Source organism: Vineibacter terrae, from assembly GCF_008039615.1.
GTDB lineage: Bacteria > Pseudomonadota > Alphaproteobacteria > Reyranellales > Reyranellaceae > Vineibacter > Vineibacter terrae.
This window is the reverse complement of sequence record NZ_VDUZ01000071.1, coordinates 26,689-39,528: the sequence shown is the minus strand read 5'-3', so window position 1 is coordinate 39,528 and position 12,840 is coordinate 26,689. Positions and strand designations below refer to the sequence as shown.

The 12,840-nt window shown below is 68.9% G+C and carries 12 protein-coding genes; 6 read left to right on the top strand and 6 right to left on the bottom strand.

Going from position 1 to position 12,840, the window contains the following annotated elements; genetic code table 11:
* Positions 1-595: 595 nt before the first annotated feature.
* Positions 596-2,380 carry a sulfatase-like hydrolase/transferase gene (locus tag FHP25_RS37505; protein WP_147852119.1) on the bottom strand — a complete coding sequence of 595 codons (1,785 nt, stop codon included), beginning with the start codon at positions 2,378-2,380 and terminating at the stop codon, positions 596-598.
* Between the two features lie 296 nt (positions 2,381-2,676).
* On the opposite strand from FHP25_RS37505, the gene FHP25_RS37500 reads away from it, so the two are divergent.
* Positions 2,677-3,804, top strand: a complete 1,128-nt coding sequence (locus tag FHP25_RS37500; protein ID WP_147852118.1) for an AraC family transcriptional regulator — start codon at positions 2,677-2,679, stop codon at positions 3,802-3,804.
* A gap of 129 nt (positions 3,805-3,933) precedes the next feature.
* Here the strand turns inward: FHP25_RS37500 and FHP25_RS37495 are convergent, their stop codons facing one another.
* Positions 3,934-4,743, bottom strand: coding sequence for an amidohydrolase family protein (locus tag FHP25_RS37495; RefSeq protein ID WP_218578905.1), 810 nt, complete (start codon positions 4,741-4,743; stop codon positions 3,934-3,936).
* A 136-nt stretch (positions 4,744-4,879) separates the two neighbouring features.
* Here FHP25_RS37495 and FHP25_RS37490 point away from each other — a divergent pair, with 136 nt between their 5' ends.
* From FHP25_RS37490 to FHP25_RS37480, 4 genes are all read left to right on the top strand, one after another.
* Positions 4,880-5,755, top strand: a complete 876-nt coding sequence (locus FHP25_RS37490; RefSeq protein WP_178134085.1) for a LysR family transcriptional regulator — start codon at positions 4,880-4,882, stop codon at positions 5,753-5,755.
* Between the two features lie 87 nt (positions 5,756-5,842).
* Entirely contained in the window at positions 5,843-6,019 is a 177-nt protein-coding gene (locus FHP25_RS41185) for a hypothetical protein (protein ID WP_178134084.1), read from the top strand.
* Between the two features lie 346 nt (positions 6,020-6,365).
* A complete protein-coding gene (locus tag FHP25_RS37485) occupies positions 6,366-7,400 on the top strand; it encodes a hypothetical protein (RefSeq protein ID WP_147852116.1) in 1,035 nt (344 codons plus the stop codon).
* A 350-nt stretch (positions 7,401-7,750) separates the two neighbouring features.
* Positions 7,751-8,377 (top strand): VOC family protein, encoded by a 627-nt coding sequence (locus FHP25_RS37480; protein WP_147852115.1) that lies wholly within the window; start codon positions 7,751-7,753, stop codon positions 8,375-8,377.
* Between the two features lie 18 nt (positions 8,378-8,395).
* On the opposite strand, the gene FHP25_RS37475 is transcribed toward FHP25_RS37480, so the two are convergent.
* Positions 8,396-9,346 carry a Rieske 2Fe-2S domain-containing protein gene (locus tag FHP25_RS37475; protein WP_147852114.1) on the bottom strand — a complete coding sequence of 317 codons (951 nt, stop codon included), beginning with the start codon at positions 9,344-9,346 and terminating at the stop codon, positions 8,396-8,398.
* 161 nt (positions 9,347-9,507) lie between these two features.
* Here FHP25_RS37475 and FHP25_RS37470 point away from each other — a divergent pair, with 161 nt between their 5' ends.
* On the top strand, positions 9,508-10,176 hold the full coding sequence (locus FHP25_RS37470) for a TetR/AcrR family transcriptional regulator (RefSeq protein ID WP_178134083.1): 669 nt from the start codon (positions 9,508-9,510) through the stop codon (positions 10,174-10,176).
* A gap of 35 nt (positions 10,177-10,211) precedes the next feature.
* On the opposite strand, the gene FHP25_RS37465 is transcribed toward FHP25_RS37470, so the two are convergent.
* From FHP25_RS37465 to ykgO, 3 genes are all read right to left on the bottom strand, one after another.
* Positions 10,212-10,955: a hypothetical protein gene (locus FHP25_RS37465; protein ID WP_147852112.1), complete on the bottom strand. Its 744-nt coding sequence runs from the start codon at positions 10,953-10,955 to the stop codon at positions 10,212-10,214.
* Between the two features lie 24 nt (positions 10,956-10,979).
* Complete coding sequence (locus FHP25_RS37460; protein ID WP_147852111.1) at positions 10,980-12,200, bottom strand: serine hydrolase domain-containing protein; 1,221 nt, start codon at positions 12,198-12,200, stop codon at positions 10,980-10,982.
* Between the two features lie 224 nt (positions 12,201-12,424).
* Positions 12,425-12,550 (bottom strand): type B 50S ribosomal protein L36, encoded by a 126-nt coding sequence (gene ykgO, locus FHP25_RS37455; RefSeq protein ID WP_146540233.1) that lies wholly within the window; start codon positions 12,548-12,550, stop codon positions 12,425-12,427.
* Positions 12,551-12,840: the final 290 nt, after the last annotated feature.

The window sequence follows — 12,840 nt, the reverse complement described above, 5'->3', positions numbered from 1 at the left end:
GGCGCGCAGCGTCCTGGACAGCGCCGAGCACGGCGCTACGCTCACACGGCAAGGGACCGCCATCAAACCACAAGCGCCCCTTATTGCCCTCCATTTTCCCCTTGATAACCGGTAGGAGGTCCTCGCTACGCTCGGGATGACAGTCGCAACCCGTTCGGCGCTTGTGATCCTTTCCTTCCCCCGGAGGGCAGGGCATTCGCAAATGCTGCCGTGTACCCCTCGCCCCGCGGCAGCGGGGAGAGGGAGGGGCCCATCGCGTAGCGATGGGAAGGTGAGGGGTACGAGCGATCAGTCCCTGTTTTTGCTGCATGGCTCGATCGTTCCTACCCCTCACCTTCCCATGCCTTCGGCATGGGCCCCTTCCTCTCCCCGCTGCCGCGGGGCGAGGAGACGGCGCCGGTGCTCCATATGCTCCACCGTCAGCGAGGGATCTCCCGCGAATTGCGCACCGTGCGCCTTGCCGCAGGAGATCCCTCGCTGACGCTCGGGATGACAGCGAGGTCATATGCGAATGCCTTCCCCCTCCGGGGGAAGGGTTAAGTCACACACGCTCGGGCGACACTCACGCCCCACCTTCAGCGATAGTCGGCAGCAGCTACAGATCGACCTTGTCGATCCCCCACGTGATGCCGGCGATCTCGGGCAGCTCGCGGCCGTCATCCTTGCCGATCTCGGCCTTGATCACCGCCTCCAGCTTGCCGTTCATGGTCGTCAGGAGCGCGTCGTTCTTGCCGCGGTCGACGGCCAGGTTGATCAACTCGTCCGGATCGCTTGCCAGGTCGTACAGCTCGACGTCGTTCCACCGGAAGAGCTCGTCAAGGGTCGTCGGGCTGTTGTGGTCGACCGGCGCGAAGTAGCGCGTGAAGCGGTAGCGGCCGTCAAATGCCGAGCGCACGCTGCCGCGCTTCTTGAGGTCGGGGCGGAAGCCCTGCTTCCTGGCCTCTTCCTTGGGGTCCTTGCCGGCGGCGGCTGATTTGGCGGCGAAGTCGAAAACGCTGCTGTCGTTGCTCGCGAGCCCGCTGTAGGTGAAGAGCGTTGCCGGCCGCGCCGCATCGATCGCCCGGCTGCCCGGATCGGTGAGCAGCGGCGAGAGGTCCTTGCCCGGCAAGGCGCGGCCGGCGGCCGCGGCCGCGGCGTCGGGCGCCACACCGGCCATGGCGAGCAGCGTCGGCGCGAAGTCGATATGGCTCGACAGCGACTTGCACTGCTGCCCGCCCTTGACGTCGGGATGAACGATGGCGAGCGGCAGCCGGTTGGTCTCCTGGTAGGCGAACGGACCCTTGCCGCGCAGGCCGTGCGCGCCCGCCATCTCGCCGTGATCGGCCGTGAACACCACGATCGTGTTCCCGGCCAGGCCCAGCGCCTCGAGCTCCGCCAGCAGCGCCTCGAGCGAGCGGTCCACGTTGCGGATGCAGTTGATGTAGTAGTCGTTGAAGCGCCGCCAGCGCTCCTCTTCCAGCGGCACGTTGCCCAGGATGTAGTCCCAGATGCGGTCGAACTCGCCATGCGCCCTGGGCCGGCCCGGCGCGTCGAACGGCTGGCGCAGGCTGGCCGGGACCGGCACGTCCCACGTCGCCTTGTAAAGCGCGTGCTCGGGCGCGCGCGCGGCGTGCAGGCGCAGCTTGCCCGTATCCTGCACGCTCTGGCCCGGCCTGTCGGTGTTGAAGTACATGATGTCGTGCGGGTTCACGAAGCTCACGAACATGCACCACGGCTTGCCGTCGTCGCTGAGCGGCCGGCCCTTGGTGCGCAGCCAGTTGATCGCGCTGCCGGCGGTGATGTGGTCGTAGCTGTAGCCGCCCAGCGTGTGGCCGATCAGGTCGCCCGGCGAGAAATTGTCGGCGAAGCCGTACTTCTCCATGTTGGGCGTCATGAACTGCTCGACAGAGCGGGTGTCGAACTCGCGGCTGAGGTGCCACTTGCCCTTGTAGGCCGTGTAGTAGCCTGATTTGCGCAGCATGTGGCCGATCGTCGGATGCTCGAAGGACAGGCTGCGCATCCACGGCACGTCGAGGTTCTCGAACATGCCGTTGTCCGGCGTCTGCAGGCCCGTCAGCATCACCGCGCGCGACGAGGTGCACATCGTCGCCGGACACTGGTGGTTGGTGAAGGTGACGCCGGCGCCCGCCAACCGCTCATGCCCGGGCAGCGACAGGCCCTTCGGCCAGCGGGCCTGGTGGCGCTCCTGGTCGGTGAAGATGAAGAGGATGTTGAGCCCGCTGCGCGGCCCGCCCGTCGCTGGCGCCGGCGCCGGGCGCGTCTGGGCCTGTGCCGATCCGAACGCGACATCCAGCAGCGAACCGGAAAGCGCGACGCCGGCCGACGCCGCAAGAAAGTCCCGACGTGTCTGCCGACGCGGTCTTCGTTCGTGCTCCACCATGCCGCAATCCTCCCCGCTGAACCCGCCCTGCAGCCTCGCGGCGGCGCCGCACCGGCCCGTGCGTAGCGGCATCGGTGCCGGACGCGCTGGCGGCCGTCACCAGGAGACGATTTGCAGTCCGGACCTTGCCAATCCCTGACCCCGCGACACGTCTCGCCCCTGATTTCGATGCAATTATCCGCATTTACATGCGACAATTGGAGTGCCGTCGTATCCACGACTGAGTCAACGACGACATTTATTGTCCATGCGTAGTCAAGCGTCTATCCGCTTTGCGCCATCCCAGAGCCGGGCACATGGACGGTCGTATCTCTTCACCTTTGGCCGCCCTGCGCTACGTGGCCGGACCGCAGGAAAATGTCGCGCCAGCCTCTGAAAGGATGACCCTGCGCGGCTTCAGCCGGGGCGCATTGGACGGCTCGATGCTTGGTGGCACCCTTGGACGGCATATGCAGCTGGGCCCTGGCTGCCTGAGCGCGTCGGTTGATCGCCTTCGCTTCAAAAGAACCGCGTTCAGGAAGACCAGCTTCTCGACGGCTGTCCGGGCGGTGATCGGCACGCCGCCGGACGTGGTGACCCTGGGCTTTGCCGTGGAAGCGCCCGAACCCTTCGTGATTGCCGGCGAACGCCTCCCGGTCAGCACGATGACGGTGTTCGGCCCCGGCAGCGTCAACGATGTCAGGTATCCGGCCGCGGTGACCGCCATCACGCTGGCGATGCCGGCCGCGCTCTACAGCGACGAGGTCGCCGCCATCTCCCGGCTGGAGCCGCTGCGCTTCCCTGGCCGCTATCCCGCGGGCCAGGCCGAGGGACGCGCGCTGCGCCAGCTGAGGGATGTGACAGCGACGATCGGGCAGCTGGACATCGACTGTCCGCGCCTCCTGAACGACTCGCAGTGGCGGGCCAACGCGGAACGTGCGCTGCTGGACGCGTTCTTCGGCGTTCTCGCCGCCACGGCACCGATTGCCGCCACACCGTCCGACAGGCTCCGATCGGCACAGGCGATCATTCTCGAAGCGGATGCCAGAATGGACACCGACCCCATGTCGATTCCCACCATTCCAAGGCTCTGCTCGGCCCTTCGCGTCTCGCGACGAACCCTGGAAAGGGCGTTCCAGGACATGCTGAACATGAGTCCGGCGCATTACCTGCGCGTGCGGGCGCTCAATGCCACGCGCGAGCAGCTGCTCCGGAGCCAGCCCTTGCCTGGCATGATAACGCGCATCGCCATCGACAACGGCTTCTGGCACATGGGGCGCTTCTCGCTGTCGTATCGCGCGCTTTTCGGCGAGCGTCCGATCGACACCCTTCACCGGGCCAACAGCCGGCGCGCGGGCGCAGGCAGGGCTGGCGGCTTCGGGGCGCCGGGCCTGATCACAAAGACGTCGGTGCAGACCGGGCACGCTCAGGAAGGCGCGGCCTGACTCCTCGCCTGCCGCCGCTGGGTCGTTTCGGACGCGGGCGCCAACCGCGCGCCGAAGGAGGTCGCCGAACGTGCCCGGCGCCGGCAGCGCGCGCAACGGCGTGCCGGCACAAGAAGCGGCGCCGCACGCTCAGCCGACGCCGAACACGCGCGCGGCGTTGCCGCCCAGGAACAGCGCCCTGGCCTCGTCGTCGAGGCCGAGGCTATCGAGGCCTTCGAGCGCCCGGGCAGGCGCGATCATCGGGTAGTTGCTGCCGAACATCACCTTGCGGCGGCCATGGCCGCGCATGTACTGCACCAGCTCGGGCGGATAGCGGCGCGCGGTATAGGCCGAGGTGTCGATGTGGACGTTCGGGTACTTGGTGGCGAGCGCGATCATCTCCTGCGTCCACGGGTAGCCGATATGCCCGCCCACGATCACCAGCTCGGGGAAGTCGAGCGCCACCTCGTCGAGATAGGGGATCGGCCGGCCGGTCTCCGAGGGCCGCAGCGGCCCGGTGTGGCCGACCTGGGTGCAGAACGGGATGCCGAGCTCGACGCACTCGGCGTAGAGCGGATAGAACCGGCGATCGTTCGGCGGCAGCTTCCACAGCCAGGGCACGACACGCAGGCCGCGGAAGCCGAGCTGCTTCACGGCCCGGCGCAGCTCGCGCACCGCCGGCATCGGCCGGTCGAGGTCGGCGCTGGCGATGCCCAGGACGCGCCCGGGATGCGCCCGCGCCAGCGCCGCCACCTCCTCGTGCGAGATCAGCCAGCCCTGCGGCCCGCACCACGCCGAGGCGAGAGCGACCCGGACGCCGCCCGCATCCATGGCCGCGATCGTCATCGCGTCGGTGATCTGCGGCCGCATCTCCTCGCGCGTCCAGCGCCGCAGCGTCGCCAGCATCTCGTGGCGCGCGAAGCGCTCCGTCGTCTGCTGCATCCAGGCGTCGATGATCATGGCGGGCGCTCCGGTCGGTCGAACACGCGATGGCAGCGGTTCTACGAGCGGCCGCCCCGGATCGCGTACCGCAAAGAATTCCGCTAGTGTTGCGGAAATTGCATCACCCCCGACGCAGGACAGCGAGGTTGGCGCGATGACGGGAAAAGCGATCAGCACGCGGCTGCCCAACCTGCGCGGGCTCGAAGCCTTCGTCTGCGTCGGCAATGCCGGCAGCATCCGCGCGGCTGCCGTCCAGCTCCACCTGACGCCGTCGGCGGTCAGCCGGCGCATCGCCGCGCTCGAGCACGACATGGACACGGCCCTGCTCGTGCGCACGCCGCTGGGGATCTCCCTGACGCCGCGCGGCCGGGCGCTGCACCGGATCGCCACGCGCGCCTTCGGCGCCATCGCGCGCCACATCGCCGACCAGAGCGCCACCCACAAGCGCATCGTGATCAAGGCGCCGCACTCATTCGCGTCGGGTTGGCTGGCGCGGCACATGCCGCGCCTGCGCCAGCGCTTTGCCGCCATCGCGTTCGCGGTCGAGACGTCGCCGCGCATCGAGCCGCTGGCCGCCGGCGAGATCGCCGTCCGCTTCGGCTTCGGCGATTGGCGCGACGGCACCGCCACGCGGCTGGTCGGCGTGCCCATGCAGGCGGTCGCCGGCATGGCGTATCGCGGCCGGGAGCGGCTGACGCGCGCCGACCTGCGGGCCACGCGCATCCTGCTGGTGAGCGGCACGGAACGGGCCTGGTCGCTGTGGCTCGCCGCCAACCGGCTCGGGCCGCTGGCCGGGCTACAGACGCTGGCGTTCGACAATACCGACGTCGCGCTGCGCGCCGCCGCGGCCGGGACCGGCATCACCCTGGCCGGCGCCGGCGGCCAGGACGCCGCCGGCAGCCGCCTGGTGCGCTTCCCCGCCATGACGGCCGATGTCGGCGCCGGCTACTACCTCGTGGTGCCGCGCGCGCAGCGCGGCATGCAGGACGTGCGCGACGTGGCGCAGTGGCTGAGGGCGCAATTCCGGTAGAGCACGTCCTGACCAGGTGGTATGGGCCGGCGGGAAGAGTGCCGGAAGCACGCGCAGATCGCACCCTGATGTGAAGGTGAAGGACACGTGACGACAGACCCAGGCAGCGAGCGATCCGGGCCGCAAGAGGGCTTCAGATCCTACTTCGACTGGCACCACTACCTCCTCGGAAACAACCTGGCCGCGGCCACCCTGCAGCTGCTGGCCGGCACCGCAGCCGTGTCGGTGATCTTCGCCGTGATCTGGACCTGCTTCGTGGAGTAGTATCGGCTATCGGTAGAAGGTGGGTCGTGACCGTCATCCCGAGCGCAGCGAGGGATCTCCTGCGAATGGCGCACTGTGCGCTCTGCCGCAGGAGATCCCTCGCTGCGCTCGGGATGACAGGTGTGTCACCAACCAGTGATTCCGAGCACTAGGGTCCCAGGGCAGCCGCGGCCCTTTACGACCTGGGCTTGCGAAGCGCGTCCCGCTTCTTTTCCAATTGCTCCCGGCTGTCCCCCGGTCTACAGTGGCCGCTCACTCTTCATTCAACGTGACGTAGCGTCTGGTGGCTGCTTTCCCGCCCGCGCCGGATCGGCGTGGGCGCACGCTTTCATGGGGAACGACGCCGATGAAGCTCCTCGTCCATGCCAGCGGCTACAGAACGGTGCCGCCCTGGACCAACGACCAGCAGGAGATCAGCTGCACGCTGGACCCGCGATGCGGCGGGATCGCCGCCTGCCACTGGTCGCCCGCCAGCCGCGACTTCGCCGCCGTGGGCACCCGGTCCGGCGGCAGCTCCGCGGCAGCGACAATCGACGAGCTGCTGGCCGTCATCACCGGCCAGAACCCCGAATCGATCGAGGAGCTGAGGATCCTGGGCCACGCCAACGACCAGGTGTTCTCGCTGGCCGGCGACGTGAAGCGCGACGACGTCTACTTCACCGACGACAAGGCGCTGATCGGGCCCTTCCCCGAGTTCAAGAGCGCCGTGCCCAGGTTCCAGGCCGTGCAGGACCGCTTCACCGCCGACGCCAAGGTCGTGCTGATGGGCTGCAACGCCGGCAGCGGCAAGGAAGACGTCATGAAGATCGTCAGCCACGCCTTCCTGCGCACGGTCCAGGGCTTCAAGGACGAGATCAAGTTCAATTTCGAATGGGGGCCGTCAGGCGCGCCCCTGCGCGAGCGCGGCCAGATCGTGTGCACGCCGATGGCGCCGGCCGCCCGCATCACGATCCGCGGCCGGATGGCCTATGTCACGCAGGACCCGAACGATCCGCTCGCCGGACTGACGGCCAACCAGCAGCCGGCGCTCAGCATGTACAAGACCAACGCCTGGGACCTGCAGCCGGACGCCTCCAACAACGAGGGCGACATCTTCATCGCCGTGCGCCGCAAGGATCCGGGCACGGCCGCCTCGGAGCTGGCGTGGCGCGTCATGCGCGAGTTCTTTCCGACGCACCCCTGGGTTTCCGGCACCGGCGTCGACGCGGGCTCGCCCGGGCTCACCGTGCGCAAGACCGACAAGTCGATGATGATGATCGACGTGAAGCCGGAATGGGGCTCCAAGACCACGCCGCGCAACCTCAAGGACCGGGTGGCCGAGATGGGCCGCGCCCTGGAGCTGGTCAAGAAGCAGCAGGCCGGATCGATCGCGATGAAATAGCGCGAGCCGCAACTGCCATCCCGCGCTGCCACCATCCCGTCACCCGCGCGCCTCACGGCGATCGCCTAAGGCGCCGTTCACCCCTCGCCCCGCGGCAGCGGGGAGAGGGAGGGGCCCATCGCGAAGCGATGGGAAGGTGAGGGGTAGGAACGATCAAGCCATGCAGCAAAAATAGGGGCTGATCGCTCGTACCCCTCACCTTCCCATACCTGCGGCATGGGCCCCTTCCTCTCCCCGCTGCCGCGGGGCGAGGAGACGGCACCGGTGCTTCCATATGCGAATCCCCTGCCGGTCGCCCCGGTGCGGGCCAGGGATGGTCGTGTCTCCTGCGCTCGGCTAGGCTCGCGGCCATGCTCAAGCTCGACCACCTCAGCGTCATCGCGCCGACCTTGATCGAAGGGGTCGCCCACGTTCGATCGTGCCTTGATATCGATGTCCCGTTCGGACAGCGCCACGACTACATGGGCACCCATAATCACCTGCTCCAGCTCGGCGCCTCGGTCTACATGGAGATCGTGGCCCTGGATCCCGAGGGCACGCCGCCGGATCGCGCGCGCTGGTTTGGCCTCGACGACCAGAAGGCCGTCAAGGCCGACTGGGATGCGGGGCGCCGCCTGCGCGGCTGGGTCGCGCGAACCGATGTCATCGACGCCGTCCTTGCCGGAAGGCAGGACATCTTCGGCAGGAAGGTCTCCCTGCCGTCGTTCGAGTTCGCCATCCCCGATGACGGCGCGCTGCCCCTGGGCGGCGCGGCGCCATCCGTCATCGACCGGCGCGGCAAGCCGCGCTCGATGGCCACGATCGCGGACCTGGGCGCGCGGCTGCGATCGTTCACCCTCGAGCACCCTGACCCTGCCGCCATCGCAGCGCTCTATCGCGACCTCGGCATCGAGCGGGCACCGGCCGTCGTGCCCGGCAGCAGCCTCCGCTATCGCGCGCAGATCGAAACACCTGCCGGCATGAAGGAGCTCGTCTGAGCCATCGGAACAGGCGGGTCAGGCGTCCGGCGGCTCGGCGCGCGGGAACGCCGCGACATACTTGAAGAAGCGGGCCAGGTAGCGGTCGCTGGCGACCAGGACGCCGCGGCGGAAGCGCATGCTCTCGAAGATCGGCTCGTCCTCGCCGATCAGCCGTTCGGCCATGCCGCGCAAGGCCTGCAGGGCCGCGCGCTGGTCAGCGTCGTCCTGATCCGCCGGCGGCACGCCGACGACGAAGAACGATCGGATCCGGTCGCGGTCGATCGGGGCGCCGGTGAACAGCATGAACATGTCGCGCCCGCCCACCCGCAGATGCTGGGCGAAGGTGTTGGTGCCGGTGATCAGGCCGTGGTGGCGGTAGCTCGCCGTATCGATCTCGTATTCGATGTCGTAGGCGCGCACGCTGATCGCATCGGGCGCGACGGTCGGCAGGCCGTGCACGGTGCGCAGGTGCTGGAAGTCGACGCCGTTGCTGGTCGCCAGCGCGAACGTCGCGCGGCGCACGCCGCGCAGGGTCGCCTCGACCGCGAGGCTGGCCGCCGTGGCGCCGGGAATGCGCGGCACGTCGAACAGCGGCGTCGCGCCATTGAAGGCCCAGATCAGGCCCCAGGCCTCGGCCGCGGGGAAGGTGAAGATCCGCGCGCCCGGCGGGATCTTGTCGCCGGTCGGGATGTGCGCGCAGGCCCCGGCGGCATCGAAGCGCCAGTGGTGGAAGGGACAGCGGACATGGCCCTCGATCCGCTGGCCTTGCGAGAGATCCGCCCCCAGATGCGGGCACCAGGCGCTCTGGACCACGGCGCGGCCGCCGCCGTCGCGATAGACGATGACGCGGGTCCCCAGGATGTCGATGCCGGCCAGGGTGTCGGCTGCGACGTCCCGCGCCAGGCAGACGGGAAACCATGTCTGGGGATAGCCGGGCCCGTGCAGAAGATCGTCGCCGCGATGCGGCGATGCGATGATGCCGTCCATGTCTCGCTCCCTTGCGGGCAGAGGCGCCGTGCGGCCTGCCCGCCCCGCTGGTACCGTTTGGTACCAAACGGTACGACTGTATGGTACCGATCGGTACCAGGCAAGCGAATTTCTCGGCCCCTGCCGTTTGTGTAGGGTGCGTCGACGGATCGGGAGACGACGTGAAGAGCCACACACGCAGCACCGGCAAGCCGCCCCCCGGCGATACAGCCGCCGATGCGGATACGGGCGACGGCCGGCGCGGCCGCATCATGGAGGCGACGGCTGCCGTGCTGATGGAACGCGGCTACGTCGCGGCCAGCACGCGCGAGATCGCCGCCCGCGCCAAGGTGTCGAAGCGCGAGCTCTACGCCCTGTTCGGCAGCAAGCAGGGCATCCTCGCCGCCATGTTCGCCGCGCGCTCGGCGCGCATGCGCCAGAAGCTGGCGCCGCCCGACGTCGCCGACCGCGACGCCCTGGCCGCGACGCTGACCCAGTTCGGCGCCACGGTGCTGAAGGAGATCTGCGCCCCCTCGGTGGTGGCAATGCACCGGCTCGCCATCCTCGAGGCCGAGCGCTCGCCAGAGCTGGCGCGCACGCTGGACGACAACGGCCGCGGTGCCAATCACGCCGCCCTGGTCGGCTTCCTGACCCAGGCCCGCGACGCCGGGCTGGTCGGCGGCGGCGAGCCCGCCACGATCGCGGCGCGGTTCTTCGCCATCCTGATCGGCGATCTGATCCTGCGCCTGATCATGGGTGTGAGCACGCCGCCCTCGCCCCGCGAGATCGCGCGCCGCGCCGACGCCGCGACGGCGGCCGTCCTGGCGCTCTACGCCCACCCCAAGGACTGATTTGCGCGCCGTTGCGGCTCGTAACGGACGCCGGCTCAGACCAGCGGCACGCGCGCGCTGACCGCGGCATCGAGCACGAGGTCGTCATGCGCGCCCAGCAGCCACAGCTCGGTGGCCTCGATGCGCAGGAGCACACGCGCCCACCAGCGCTCGATCAGCGCGCCCAGGGCCGCCGCCTCATGGGCATCAAGGTCGTCGGTCAGGTTCCAGATGCCGACCACATAAAGATCCGTGGCCGGCCGGCCGAGCGCGCGCTGCACGGCATGGAACATGTTCGTGCCCTGCCGCCGCTCGGGATAGAGGCGCAGGTAAAGCCGCCCGCGGTTGACATTGCCGGAGAACAGCCCGCGCGCCTGCACGGCGATCGGCCCGACGCGGGCCAGCGCCGCCAGCACCGCGTCCAGGACAGGGGGCTGCTCCAGCCCGAGCGCGCCGCACACGGTCGCATGCAGCCGATCGCGCCGCCGGTCCAGGATGTGCCAGGCCACCTTGTGGGCGAAGGGTGCCGCCCGCAGCGCCGCATCGAGCGCCTGGTAGGCGGGCGACGCCTCGAGCGCATCGGCGGCGACAGGCAGCACCAGGGAGTAGGCGCGCGGATGGCGGCCCATGGCATAGGAGGTGCCGTCCCTGGCGGCGATGACACGCGGATGTGCTGGCGCGACCAGCGGCAGGTGCGCCAGGCGATAGGCATCGTCGAGCGGCATGCCGGCGCCGGGCTCGAAGCGTGTCCGGCTGCGCCTGTAGGCAAGCTCGTCGTCGGTGCAGAACGCGATCGGCATGCCCGATCCTCCGCTCGCCGCGCTTCACTTCTCGGCAGCCGCCACGATCGCACGCCACAATGCCGATGTCTCAAGAATGCCCCGGTCGACGGGCCGGGGGCGCACGGCCGTGTTCACCATCGCCAGCTTCAGCCGGGGATGCACGTAGATCGCCTGGCCGTGCACGCCCAGAAGCGCAAACTGGCGCTCGGTGCCCGGCAGGACCCAGGTCTGGTAGCCGTAGCCAAAGGAAGGTGATGCGACATATGGCTTGCGATACGCCTGATCGTCGGGCACCGTGGTCATGTCGCGTATCCAGTCCGCGGGAACGACCTGCTTCCCGTTGACGCGGCCATCATTGGCCATCAGCAGAGCGAACCGGCCGTAGTCGCGCAACGTGACGTTGAGGCAGCACGACGTCAGCTCCTGCCCGGATCGGTCGACCAGCCAGGAAGCGTCTGCCTCGGCGCCCATCGGCTGCCAGACCTTCTCCGACAGATAGTCCGCCAAAGGACGACCCGTGGCAGCGCGCAGGACAAGCCCCAGCACCATTGTCTCGGAGCCGGCGTAGTTGAAGTGCGTGCCCGGCGCCCAGGGCCTGTCGTTGAAGGACTTCAGGACGTCCATGACGGTCGGGCCAGCCTCGGCAAACATCGCACGCCACAATCGTGCCTGGTCATCGGCTCCGTCGTATCGCTCGACGTACCGTATGCCCGAAGACATCTGCAGCAGCGCGCGCAGCGGCGTGGCGCCGTAGGCGCAACCGCGCAGGTCCGGCACATAGACCTCGGCCGCGTCATCGATCGAACGGATCTTGCCGTCGTGCAACGCCATTCCGACCAGCACGGCGGTCACGGTCTTCGCCATCGAGGCGGAGTAGAACCGGTGCGATGCCGTGCGGTCATACTGATAGCGCTCGAAAACGTTGCGTGCGTCACGCAGCACCAGCAGGCCGGTGACCGGATTGGTCGCGAGGTAGTCCTCGACCGTCTTGCGCCTGCCGTCGTGCTCGTACGTCACGTCGAACCCGCCACCAGCCCGCAGCAGCGGCGACGCATCGGGCGGGGCCGCAACCACGTGGAACGGCGCCAGCTTCTCGGTGTTGCTGAAGGTGCCCACCAGATAGCGCTGCAGGAAGGCTGTCGCCCGTGAGCCGACCGGGTAGCCTTCAGGCTTGCCGTAAAGGTCTTCCTGTGGCGCAGCGACCACGGCGCCGTTGAGGGCGACCAACGCCGCGAGCATCGCCGGCATCGCACGACGCACCATCGGATTTCCCCGTCGACCGCCACCGGTCGACGATACCACGCCATGGCCGGCTCGGCGCCGGGCATCCGACGCGGACCGGCCGGCCGGCTCCCGGCGGCTGAAGGCGACCCGATTCCGTCGAGTGAAATGAAAGCTGCGCCGTCAAAAACAGCGACGGCGGAGGCCGTGGCCTCCGCCGTCGAAAGGAGTATGCAATGCCCGGCCGGCAGCGCCGGCCGCCGGCATCAGCCGGCGCGCGCCTTGAAGCGCGGGTTGGTCTTGTTGATGACGTAGACCCGGCCCTTGCGGCGCACGACGCGGCAGGCCTTGTGCCGGGACTTGATGGTCTTCAGTGACGAGCGGATCTTCATGGTCCGGGTTCCAAACAAAAACCCCGGCGCGGGCCGGGGAAATTCCGAAGCGGCGCGGAAAATAGGGACCGGACCCGGGCCTGTCAACCCCGGCATTTCCACTGTCATCCCGAGCGCCGGCGAGGATCTCCTGCGGCAAGACGTTCGGTGCGCATTCGCGGGAGATCCTCGCTGGCGCTCGGGATGACAGGTCACGTGCGCGCCCTTCCCGCCCTCGGAGAAATTCGCAGACAAAGAAAGATAACCCCTATGTCCTTGATTCAATTTGCGTCGGACTGCTGCCTTCGCGG

Coding starts and splice junctions, on each gene's coding strand:
- FHP25_RS37505 (WP_147852119.1), bottom strand. CDS start 2,380: ATGGTGGAGCACGAACGAAGACCGCGTCGGCAGACACGTCGGGACTTT.
- FHP25_RS37500 (WP_147852118.1), top strand. CDS start 2,677: ATGGACGGTCGTATCTCTTCACCTTTGGCCGCCCTGCGCTACGTGGCC.
- FHP25_RS37495 (WP_218578905.1), bottom strand. CDS start 4,743: ATGATCATCGACGCCTGGATGCAGCAGACGACGGAGCGCTTCGCGCGC.
- FHP25_RS37490 (WP_178134085.1), top strand. CDS start 4,880: ATGACGGGAAAAGCGATCAGCACGCGGCTGCCCAACCTGCGCGGGCTC.
- FHP25_RS37485 (WP_147852116.1), top strand. CDS start 6,366: ATGAAGCTCCTCGTCCATGCCAGCGGCTACAGAACGGTGCCGCCCTGG.
- FHP25_RS37480 (WP_147852115.1), top strand. CDS start 7,751: ATGCTCAAGCTCGACCACCTCAGCGTCATCGCGCCGACCTTGATCGAA.
- FHP25_RS37475 (WP_147852114.1), bottom strand. CDS start 9,346: ATGGACGGCATCATCGCATCGCCGCATCGCGGCGACGATCTTCTGCAC.
- FHP25_RS37465 (WP_147852112.1), bottom strand. CDS start 10,955: ATGCCGATCGCGTTCTGCACCGACGACGAGCTTGCCTACAGGCGCAGC.
- FHP25_RS37460 (WP_147852111.1), bottom strand. CDS start 12,200: ATGGTGCGTCGTGCGATGCCGGCGATGCTCGCGGCGTTGGTCGCCCTC.
- ykgO (WP_146540233.1), bottom strand. CDS start 12,550: ATGAAGATCCGCTCGTCACTGAAGACCATCAAGTCCCGGCACAAGGCC.